The sequence below is a fragment of the Vibrio sp. YT-17 genome, from assembly GCF_033337375.1.
GTDB lineage: Bacteria > Pseudomonadota > Gammaproteobacteria > Enterobacterales > Vibrionaceae > Vibrio > Vibrio alginolyticus.
In genome coordinates this window covers 1-1,260 of record NZ_JAWOQP010000118.1, presented here as the reverse complement: position 1 = coordinate 1,260, position 1,260 = coordinate 1, and the positions used below count along the sequence as shown (strand labels likewise).

The following is a 1,260-nucleotide window of genomic DNA, read 5'->3' as shown; positions in this document are numbered from 1 at the left end:
CGTCACTGATCAGCATGGACGTTTGTTGGGCTCTGGTTCGCAAGATCCGGCATCTGCCGCGCGTCGTAAAGAGCAAGAGTTAGAACGCAGCCAAGAACAAGCATTGCGTGAAAAAATCGACTCTGTTCTGTTGCCTATTCTTGGTTTTGGTAACTACACCGCGCAAGTGGATATCCAAATGGATTTCAGCGCGGTTGAGCAAACTCGTAAACGTTTCGACCCAAATACGCCATCGACCCGCAGCGAGTACGCGTTAGAAGATTACAACAACGGCAACATGGTAGCAGGCATTCCGGGTGCGCTTAGTAATCAGCCTCCGGCGGATGCTTCTATTCCGCAAGACGTCGCGCAAATGAAAGACGGCTCGGTAATGGGGCAAGGCTCTGTACGTAAAGAATCGACCCGCAACTTCGAGCTAGATACCACGATTAGCCATGAGCGTAAGCAAACGGGCACCGTGGCGCGCCAGACTGTTTCGGTTGCCATCAAAGACCGTCGCCAAGTTAATCCAGATACAGGTGAAGTGACTTACACACCAATGTCGGAAGGTGAAATCAACGCGATTCGTCAGGTGTTGATTGGCACCGTCGGCTTTGATCAATCTCGTGGTGATTTACTTAACGTATTGAGCGTCAAGTTTGCCGAGCCAGAAACCGAGCAGCTTGTTGACCAACCAATTTGGGAACACCCGAACTTCAACGATTGGGTTCGTTGGTTCGCCAGCGCTTTAGTTATCATCGTGGTTGTGCTTGTACTGGTTCGCCCTGCAATGAAGAAACTGCTTAACCCAGCTGGTGATGACGACGATGAAATGTACGGCCCAGACGGTTTGCCAATTGGTGCCGATGGCGAAACCAGCCTAATTGGTAGCGACATTGAAAGCAGTGAGCTGTTTGAATTTGGTTCAAGTATCGATCTGCCTAACCTTCATAAAGATGAAGACGTACTGAAAGCGGTTCGTGCACTTGTAGCGAACGAACCAGAGCTAGCGGCTCAAGTTGTGAAAAACTGGATGAACGAAAATGGCTAACGATATCGTACCTCAAGATGAAAACGGCGCAGGCATGCCAGTTGAGTTTGATGCCTCCACCATTACTGGTGAAGAGAAAGCGGCCATTTTGTTATTAAGTCTGAATGAGCAAGATGCGGCTGGCATCATCCGTCATTTAGAACCGAAACAAGTACAGCGCGTTGGTAGTGCAATGGCGCGTGCTAAAGATTTAAGCCAAGAGAAAGTATCGGCGGTGCACCGTACGTTTT

At 49.4% G+C, this 1,260-nt stretch carries 1 protein-coding gene and 1 pseudogene; both read left to right on the top strand.

The features are described from left to right. The coding region (locus R7F67_RS24310; RefSeq protein ID WP_318057474.1) for a flagellar M-ring protein FliF at positions 1–1,030 on the top strand (1,030 nt) is incomplete at its 5' end. Continuing rightward, a pseudogene (locus R7F67_RS24305) lies at positions 1,023–1,260 on the top strand (flagellar motor switch protein FliG); the annotation flags it as partial. The gene R7F67_RS24310 and the pseudogene R7F67_RS24305, both read left to right, overlap by 8 nt.